Source organism: Bradyrhizobium sp. (genome assembly GCF_035701725.1).
Classification (GTDB): Bacteria; Pseudomonadota; Alphaproteobacteria; order Rhizobiales; family Xanthobacteraceae; genus Bradyrhizobium.
Window position 1 is genome coordinate 1 of record NZ_DASSRP010000142.1, and the last position, 8870, is coordinate 8870.

Annotated in this window: 8 protein-coding genes; 1 reads left to right on the forward strand and 7 read right to left on the reverse strand. The window is 62.4% G+C overall.

Annotation, left to right across the window (positions count from 1 at the left end; translation table 11 throughout):
* The 5 genes from VFL62_RS08260 to VFL62_RS08280 form a co-directional block, all read right to left on the reverse strand.
* A partial coding sequence (locus VFL62_RS08260) for an MDR family oxidoreductase (RefSeq protein WP_325171879.1) occupies positions 1-882 on the reverse strand: 882 nt, incomplete at its 3' end.
* 81 nt (positions 883-963) lie between these two features.
* Positions 964-2211, reverse strand: a complete 1248-nt coding sequence (locus VFL62_RS08265; protein ID WP_325171880.1) for an MFS transporter — start codon at positions 2209-2211, stop codon at positions 964-966.
* A gap of 284 nt (positions 2212-2495) precedes the next feature.
* Positions 2496-3950: a cell wall hydrolase gene (locus VFL62_RS08270; protein ID WP_325171881.1), complete on the reverse strand. Its 1455-nt coding sequence runs from the start codon at positions 3948-3950 to the stop codon at positions 2496-2498.
* Between the two features lie 307 nt (positions 3951-4257).
* Positions 4258-7107 carry a pyruvate, phosphate dikinase gene (gene ppdK / locus VFL62_RS08275; protein WP_325171882.1) on the reverse strand — a complete coding sequence of 950 codons (2850 nt, stop codon included), beginning with the start codon at positions 7105-7107 and terminating at the stop codon, positions 4258-4260.
* Positions 7108-7193: 86 nt separating this feature from the next.
* Entirely contained in the window at positions 7194-7349 is a 156-nt protein-coding gene (locus VFL62_RS08280; RefSeq protein WP_325171883.1) for a DUF3096 domain-containing protein, read from the reverse strand.
* 244 nt (positions 7350-7593) lie between these two features.
* On the opposite strand from VFL62_RS08280, the gene VFL62_RS08285 reads away from it, so the two are divergent.
* Positions 7594-7959, forward strand: coding sequence for a DUF1236 domain-containing protein (locus VFL62_RS08285; protein ID WP_325171884.1), 366 nt, complete (start codon positions 7594-7596; stop codon positions 7957-7959).
* A 127-nt stretch (positions 7960-8086) separates the two neighbouring features.
* Here VFL62_RS08285 and VFL62_RS08290 read toward each other — a convergent pair whose 3' ends face one another.
* Positions 8087-8680 (reverse strand): class I SAM-dependent methyltransferase, encoded by a 594-nt coding sequence (locus tag VFL62_RS08290; RefSeq protein ID WP_325171885.1) that lies wholly within the window; start codon positions 8678-8680, stop codon positions 8087-8089.
* A gap of 1 nt (position 8681) precedes the next feature.
* Positions 8682-8870: DALR anticodon-binding domain-containing protein (locus tag VFL62_RS08295; protein WP_325171886.1), on the reverse strand; the 189-nt coding region annotated here is incomplete at its 5' end.

An 8870-nucleotide genomic window follows, 5' to 3' on the forward strand; every position in this document is an offset into this window, starting at 1 on the left:
TTTTCCCGATTCCAGGTCAGTGCCGAGGCGTTTCCAGGCGACCTCGCGGAGCTCCAGCGGGCACATCACGGAGTCGATACCGAGCAGACACACTCCCCGCAAAATAAACGGGGCGACCGAGGTCGGCAGGTCCATGCCGGCGGCGAGCCCGCAGGCGGCGATGGCGCCGCGGTACTTGGTCATCGACAGGAGATTGGCGAGCGTGGTCGAACCGACGCTGTCTACCCCTCCCGCCCACCGCTCCTTGGCGAGCGGCTTGGCCGGTCCCGAAAGCTCGTTACGGTCGATCACCTCGGCCGCGCCAAGGCCTTTGAGATAGGCGGCCTCCGAGGTGCGGCCGGTCGATGCGATGACGTGATAGCCGAGTTTGGCGAGGATTGCGGTTGCGACCGAACCGACGCCACCGGCCGCGCCGGTGACTACCACCGGACCGTTGGCCGGCTTGAGGCCGTGTCGCTCCAGCGCCAGCACGGCCAGCATCGCGGTATAACCGGCAGTTCCGATCGCCATCGCATCGCGCGCGGAAATGCTATCAGGCAAGCGCACCAGCCAGTCACCTTTGACACGCGCCTTCTCGGCATAGGCGCCGAGATGGGTCTCGCCGAGCCCCCAGCCGTTGCAGATCACGCGGTCGCCCGCTTTCCAGCGCGGATGGGTCGACTGCTCAACGGTACCGGCAAAATCGATTCCGGCGATCATGGGAAAGCGCCGGACCACCGGCGCCTTGCCGGTAACGGCCAGGCCATCCTTGTAGTTCAGGGTCGACCATTCGACGCGAACGGTGACGTCGCCGTCCATCAGCTCGGCCTCGTCGAACTTGACCAGGGCTGCGGTCGTGCCCTTGTCGGCCTTGTCGATCCTGATCGCTTTGAATGTGGTCAACGCAACTCTCCCGGCGCTTGTTTTGCGAGTGCCAATCCTATCACTCGCAAAATCGTGCGGCGAGAGCGATATCGCGGACGATCAGGCCGGCAGCAGAACGGGACGGCGGACCGGAGCCTCGACGATCGGCAGATTGATCAGCGCCGACAGCACGCCGAACAGAATGGAAAGCCACCAGATCGGCGTGTACGAGCCGAATTTCTCGAACACGATTCCGCCGAGCCAGACGCCGAGGAAGCCGCCGACTTGATGGCTGACAAATGCAAAACCGTACAGTGTTGCAAACCAGCGGGTGCCGAACATCAGCGCAATCAGGGCCGAAGTCGGCGGCACTGTCGACAACCAGGTCAGACCGCTGATGGCGCCAAATGCGATCGCCGAAAACGGCGTGATTGGAAACGAGATGAACGCAACTGTCGCCAGCGCGCGCGTGAAGTAGATCACCGACAAGATGTAGCGCTTCGGAAGCACGTTCTGCAACCAGCCGACGCTGAGCGAGCCGACGATGTTGAACAAGCCGATCGCCGCAAGCACCCAGCCACCGGTCGATGTGGCGATGCCACGATCAGAAAGGTAGGCCGGCAAATGCACGGTGACGAAGGCAAGCTGAAAGCCGCAGGTGAAGAAGCCGAGCACGAGCAGCACATAAGACCGATGCCCGAACGCCTCCGCCAGCGCCGTCCTGAACGATTGCTGATCTGCGACAGGCGCCTCGGCCGGTGCTGCCGCAGGCGATGTTGCCAGTGCCAGCGACAGCGGCAGGATGAACAACATCATGACCGCGAACACCGAAAGCGCCGCGTGCCAGCCGAAATTATCGATCAGCGCAACGCCGAACGGCGCAAACAGGAATTGGCCAAACGAGCCGGCGGCCGTCCCGGCGCCGAGCGCAAGCCCTCGCCGCTCCGGCGGCAACAGCTTGCTGAAAGCAGACAGCACCAGGTTGAACGAACAACCGGAAAGCCCGAAGCCGATCAGCACGCCGGCGCCCATATCGAGTGCGAGCGGCGTGGTGGCATGGCTCATCAAGAACAGGCCCGCGGCATAAAGCAATGCGCCGACCCACATCACGCGCGTCACGCCGAAGCGGTCCGCGACCGCACCGGCGATCGGCTGGCCCAATCCCCACAGCAAATTCTGCACCGCAAGCGCGAGGCCGAAAACGTCGCGGCCCCATCCGAACTCCCGCCCCATCGGCTGGATAAAAAACCCGACGCCCGAGCGCGGCCCGAAGCTCAACAATGCGATCGCACAGCCGCAGACGATGATCACCAGCGGCGTGCGCCAACCAGCCGCTAGCCGGCGCTGGTCGATTTCGATCGAAGCCATGCAGATCTCCACAACAATCGCTTCCGGCGCGAAGACGCAAGGCAGAAGACAGCCAACACACCGCCGACGCAGATTAAAGCAGATGCATGTAAATCGAAATGACAGTCACTGTACACCGTGCAATGTGCAAGCCAGACCTGCGCGTTTCCAGAGGGCGACCTCGAATGAGGTTATGTCATGCACACGATGACAAAACGCAATGGCCGCCCGTGTGGCGGTTCAAGTCCGCATCATTTCTGCCGCGGGTTCGTCATGCGAACTTCTGAAACTTCGGAAGTTCGACACTAGCGCCGGGAAGAACTCTCGGACATTTCGGCCGAGCTTTTCGCCGCTCCGGCGAGCTCCGCCGAAATCTGCGCGGTCTGCGCCGGCGTGCCCCAGCTCGGCGCTTCGCTGCCATCACCCCAGGCCCGTGGGCGGTAGAAGGTGTGTACGCCGAAGCGGTACATCTTCTTCATCTCGCTGACCCAGGACGGGTGCACCCAATAGGCATGGTAGTGAGTCGACTTGCCGACCTCCGGCAACCAGAGTTGACCGTCGAGCATCGCTTTGGCGATCCGTTTGGCGCGGTCCCACATATCGGGTTCGCGGACGACGTCAGCGACATTGTCGCAGGCGAAGGTGAACTGGCAGGCGTAATGCCGGTGCTTGTTCTGGTAGACCACGCCGCACACCGTGGTGGGGTAAAAGCCCGAGAACGCGCGATTGAGCACGACCTGCGCCACGGCGATCTGGCCGCGCACGGCTTCGCCACGGGACTCAAAGTACACGGCTTCGGCAAGGCATTTTTCCGACTTGGCGCGTGACTTGTCGTCCAGCAGTCCCAGGCGTTCGGCCGGTGTCTTGTCGCGCTGGTCATCCGAATTGACCTCGCCCTTGGGTGCGATGCTCTCACCGCTCTCGGCGGCGGATTTCGACGCTTCGCTCTGGGTCGGCAGTGAGGCGAGTTTCATGTCGGGATCGGCATGCGCTTGCGGCATCACGATCACCGGCTCCTCGCCGGGCTGCCAGCGCTCGATGGTCTCGAGCGGCGCGCCGAGCGATTGACTGCCGAAAAACAGGCTCGCGGTCTTGACCGAGAAGCCCTCGCGCGAGGGCTCGCCGTCAAAACTGGCGGGGTCGGCCTCGGACGGGCTTTTTGAATCCTGCAGCCGTTGGGGCTCGGGCGACAGCGAGGCATCGTATTGCGGCAGTGGCGGCGCGCTCAGGGCTTCTGCGAGCTCCGGATCGAGCGGTGCGCGCGCGGCAGGCGGCTGCGCTTGTGCGCTCTTGGCCCCGGCGACCGGAGAAGTTGCCGGCGACGGCTCCACTTTGGCAGGATCGGCGTCGACAGGCACGGCAACTTCCGGCGGCGGCGCCACGATCAGGCGATCGCCCTTGAGCGTGCGATCCACTTTGGGAAAATCGGAAGCCTGATAGCGCGGCGGCGTTTGCAGCACCTGGTTGCGCGGAATCGAGCCGGTGATATCGCCGTTCTGATTGAAGCTGGCGAGCTGATAACGGGCGACCTGAGGCGCGGCCGTGCCGATCGGGCGACTGAAACTATAGGCCGCGACATGAATGGTGCCGACACTGGCGAATACGCTTCTATGCCAACGCTCCGCGACGCCCGGTTGCTGCGCAAGGCGTGACGCAATGTCCTGATATCCGATGTCGGTCGGGGTCAATGCGAAACTGCAAAGACCGAGACCGAAGAACGCAAGACGTGCGTTCCTCGGCCGGCTACGCAACTGTGCCATTTTACGCTCACGCAACGCAACACTACGCTTACGCGATCGAATTCCAGTACCTCCGTGCAATTCGATCGTTTCGGGTAGTAACTAATTTAGGTTGCGAGGGAGTTAATCGGCGTGTCGGACGCGACACACGCAATCGCACGATCGTTTTGCGCCGATCACTTCCAAAGCGTTGGTAAATCGTCGCTTCAACAAAGTGGTAAATATCGCGTCAACAAGAATGATGAAGAAATCTTCGACGAGTTCCGTGGCGGCAAATGAAAACGGGCCGCGCTTGGCACGGCCCGTCTTTCAACAGAATGCGCAAGACTTAGGCCTGGCTCGCGACCGCCTTGCCGAGCGCAGCCTGCGCGGCAGCGAGACGCGCGATCGGCACGCGGTATGGCGAACACGAGACGTAGTCGAGCCCGACCTGATGGCAGAAAGCGACGGAAGCAGGATCGCCGCCGTGCTCGCCGCAGATGCCGACCTTGAGCGAAGGCCGTGTCTTGCGGCCGCGCGCGACGCCGATCTTCACGAGTTCGCCGACGCCGTCGCGATCCACCGAGATAAAGGGATCGATCTCGAGAATGCCCTTGGCGACGTAGGCGCCGAGGAAGCTCGCGGCATCGTCGCGGCTGATACCATAGGTCGTCTGCGTCAGATCGTTGGTGCCGAACGAGAAGAACTCCGCGGTCTTGGCGATGTCGCCGGCCATCAGACAGGCGCGCGGCAGTTCGATCATGGTGCCGACCACATAGTCCAGCTTGGCACCGGTCTCCTTCATCACCGCTTGCGCCGTTGAGTCGATGCGCGCCTTGACCAGGTCGAACTCGGCCTTGGTTGCAATCAGCGGCACCATCACTTCGACGCTCACGGCCTTGCCGGTACGCTTACCGGCCTCGACCGCGGCTTCGAAAATCGCACGCGCCTGCATTTCGGCGATCTCGGGATAGACGATCGCAAGCCGGCAGCCGCGGAAGCCGAGCATCGGATTGAACTCGGCAAGTTCACGCGCGCGATCGGCCAGCCGGCGCGGGTCGGTGTTCATCGCCCGCGCGACTTCCTCGATCTCGGCCTGCGTATGCGGCAGGAACTCGTGCAGCGGCGGGTCGAGCAGGCGGATCGTCACCGGCAGACCCTTCATGATCTCGAACAATTCGACGAAGTCGGCCCGCTGCATCGGCAGCAGCTTCGAGAGCGCGGCGCGGCGAGCACGCTCATCTTCGGAGAGGATCATTTCGCGCACGGTGCGGATGCGGGTTTCCTCGAAGAACATATGCTCGGTGCGGCAAAGACCGATGCCTTCGGCGCCGAACTTCACGGCGGTGCGCGCATCGTCCGGAGTATCGCCGTTGACGCGAACGCCGAGCTTACGCACCGCATCGGCCCAGCCCATCAGCGTGCCGAATTCACCGGATAGTTGCGGCTCGATCATCGGCATCCGGCCGGCCAGTACCTGGCCGAGCGAGCCGTCGATTGTGATGACGTCACCGGTCTTGAAGGTGCGCGAGCCGATGCTCATCAGCCCGCGGCCGTAGTCGACGCGGATGGCGCCGCAACCGGAGACGCAAGGCTTGCCCATGCCGCGCGCGACCACCGCGGCATGCGAGGTCATGCCGCCGCGGGTGGTGAGAATGCCCTCGGCCGCGTGCATGCCATGAATGTCTTCCGGCGAAGTCTCGATGCGGACCAGGATGACCTTGCGCCCGTCGGCCTGAAGCTTCGCGGCTTCATCGGACGAGAACACGATCTCACCCGAGGCGGCGCCAGGAGATGCCGGCAGGCCGGTCGCGATCACATCACGCTTGGCATTGGGATCGATGGTCGGATGCAGCAATTGATCGAGCGAGGCCGGATCGATCCGCAGCACCGCATCTTTCTTGGAGATCAGGCCTTCATTGGCGAGTTCGACCGCGATCTTGAGCGCGGCCTTGGCCGTGCGCTTGCCGCTGCGGGTCTGCAGCATCCACAGCTTGCCCTGCTCGACCGTGAACTCCATGTCCTGCATGTCGCGGTAGTGCTTTTCGAGCATGGTGTAGATGCGCGTCAGTTCCTTGAACGCAGCAGGCATCGCCTCTTCCATCGAAGGCTTGTCCGACCCGGACTCCTTGCGCGCGTCTTCCGTGATGTCCTGCGGCGTGCGAATCCCGGCAACCACGTCTTCGCCCTGCGCGTTGATCAGGAACTCGCCGTAGAGCTTGCTCTCGCCGGTCGACGGGTTGCGCGTGAACGCGACGCCGGTCGCGGAGCTCTCACCCATATTGCCAAACACCATCGCCTGGACGTTGACCGCGGTGCCCCAGGACTCCGGAATGTCGTGCAGCTTGCGGTAGGTCACCGCGCGCGCGTTCATCCACGACGAAAACACCGCGCCGATCGCGCCCCACAGCTGATCGTGGGGATCCTGCGGGAATTCCGATCCGGTTTCGCGGGCCAAAGCCTCTTTGTACTGGCCGACCAGTTCGACCCAGTCGTCGCCGGTGAGGTCGGTATCGAGCGAATAGCCCTGGCTGTCCTTGTAGGTGTCGAGGATGTCTTCGAAATGTGCATGCTCGAAACCGAGCACGACGTCCGAATACATGGTGATGAAACGGCGATAGCTGTCGTAGGCAAAACGGCGATCGCCGGACAATTCGGCGAGCGCTTCCACCGTGACGTCGTTGAGACCGAGATTGAGCACGGTATCCATCATGCCCGGCATCGAAGCGCGAGCTCCCGAACGCACGGAAACCAGCAACGGATTTTTGGAATCGCCGAACGATTTGCCGGTCAATTTGCCGACATAGTCGAGCGCCTTTTCGACCTGCGACTTCAGCTCTTTTGGATAGGTCTTGCCGTGCGCGTAGAAATAGGTGCAGACCGAGGTCGGAATGGTGAAGCCGGGCGGCACCGGCAGTCCGAGATTGGCCATCTCGGCGAGGTTGGCGCCCTTGCCGCCGAGCAGATCGCGCAATTCCGCTTTGCCCTCGGCCTTGCCGTCGCCGAAGGTGAAAACCCACTTGCCCGCCTTGGCGGTATCGGTTGCTGCCTTGCCAGGGACCAGCTTTTTCGCCGGTTTGGCCGGGCTCTTCTTCAGCGCCTTGCGGGCGGAAGCAGATGGTGCGGGCTTGGCCCGGACCGCCGCGGATGGCTTTGATTTTGCAGCAGTTTTCTTCGGTTTAGCGACGGCTTTGGCCATGACAGAAAATGATCCGCTGAAGATTGGGAGATTGTGCGCCTTACACCACTTTGGGCGGCCCGGCGCAAGCCGCCCGAGCCCACTACTTACAGATGAAGCCACCTCAAAAGCCCGAGCCCGATCAAGCCGTTGAGGATCAGGAAGATTGCTACAATGAAGTTCAGCAGCCTCGGCATGATCAAGATCAAAAGGCCCGCAATGACGGAGATGATCGGCGAGATGTGAGCGACAGTGAGGGTCATGGGGAGAACAGCTCCTCTGATGATTGGACAGAATCGAGGAGCGACACCTTATCCTCCCCCCTTGCCGTGTTCCACGCAAACAGACGCTTTTGCCCTCAATGGGTTCCTTCCTCGTTCCGGAAATTCATCGGAAACAACGCGCTGCTGAGACATTTTTTCTGGGGAACGATGATAGCGGCGATGAATTGGATCGCTTGCAAGCCGGCCGCACGCCGGCGCGCAACCCTCATCGAAGGAACAGAGCATGCGAAACCATCTTATCGCCGCAGCCACGCTTGTGGCCGCCGTCAGCGCGCCAATTGCCGCGCAGGCGCAGAACACCGTGGGCGTCGCCGGCTCAGGCACAGGCACGGTGATGGTCGATAACGGCACCGTCGGCATCGCGGCCGATCAGCGTCCGGCATTTCGCCAATATATCGTGCAGGAACGCGTCCCCAACTACACGATCTCCGATCGCGTCGTGGTCGGGGCGATCCTGCCTGAGAGCGGGATTACCTTCTATGACGTACCACAATCGTTCGGCGCAACGCCTTATCGCTACACGGTAGTGAACGGCGAGACCGTGCTGGTCGAGCCGCGTTCACGCCGCATCGTGCAGGTGGTCGACTAGACCCGCCAGCGCTATGCGAAGTCTTGTCCGGCCTGCCGCAGCGGCGGCCGGACATCAAGGCCCCGCCCGGTCTCCCCCCGCCCGGGCGGGGCTCTTTCTTATTGAATCGCCGAAGAAGCCCACGGCGTCAGGGCTTGCGGGTAACAATGCGGCAAATGCGCTTGCCTGAGGAGGCGCTGACAACGTCCTCATCCAGCAACAAGGTTGTGGCTGCCAGTTCGGAACGGATCAACGACGGTTCGAACGCTGCATAGAGGCGTTCATGCCTGTCGCGCTGGTCTTCGCCCGTGGTCACGCGCCAGCTCAAGTAAAGAATTCCGCCCGGCTTGACGATCTCGAGCATGCGGCGAACGGAGGGTGCAATCAGCGCCCGTTCGAGATGCATGATGACGGTCTCGCACAACACGTTGTGATAGGTCTCGGCTGCGATCCCATCGAGATCCGGCAGCTCGGCGTGGGTGAATTCGAGCTGCGGATAACGCGCGCGTGCCTCCGCCAACAGCCCATCGGAGGCGTCAAATCCCTTGGCCGGAAAGCCATTGGCGTTCAGCCACGCAACCTCGCGGCCGCTGCCGCAGCCGATATCTGCGGTCAGACCGCCAGCGATGAAGAAACGTTGGATGATCCCGTGCAGATCAACCGGCGCAGGCTGCTCGTGCCATTCCTTGGCAAACACTGCAGCATCCCTGTCGTAGGCTGCGAGCGTTGACCGATCTACCAATTCAGCCCTCGATCTTGGAGAAGTCGGCGACCGCCCGCGTGGCCGCGCGGATTTCGTTCAAGAGCTTGAGCCGATTTTCGCGCACGCTGGCGTCGTCGTCGTTGACCTTGACCTTGTCGAAGAACGCGTCGACCGCAGGGCGAAGTTTCGCCATTGCACTCATGGCGGCCGCAAAGTCTTCGTTGGCTAC

Excerpts from the sequence above, each read along its gene's own strand:
- VFL62_RS08265 (WP_325171880.1), bottom strand. The coding sequence starts at position 2,211 with ATGGCTTCGATCGAAATCGACCAGCGCCGGCTAGCGGCTGGTTGGCGC.
- VFL62_RS08270 (WP_325171881.1), bottom strand. The coding sequence starts at position 3,950 with ATGGCACAGTTGCGTAGCCGGCCGAGGAACGCACGTCTTGCGTTCTTC.
- ppdK (WP_325171882.1), bottom strand. The coding sequence starts at position 7,107 with ATGGCCAAAGCCGTCGCTAAACCGAAGAAAACTGCTGCAAAATCAAAG.
- VFL62_RS08280 (WP_325171883.1), bottom strand. The coding sequence starts at position 7,349 with ATGACCCTCACTGTCGCTCACATCTCGCCGATCATCTCCGTCATTGCG.
- VFL62_RS08285 (WP_325171884.1), top strand. The coding sequence starts at position 7,594 with ATGCGAAACCATCTTATCGCCGCAGCCACGCTTGTGGCCGCCGTCAGC.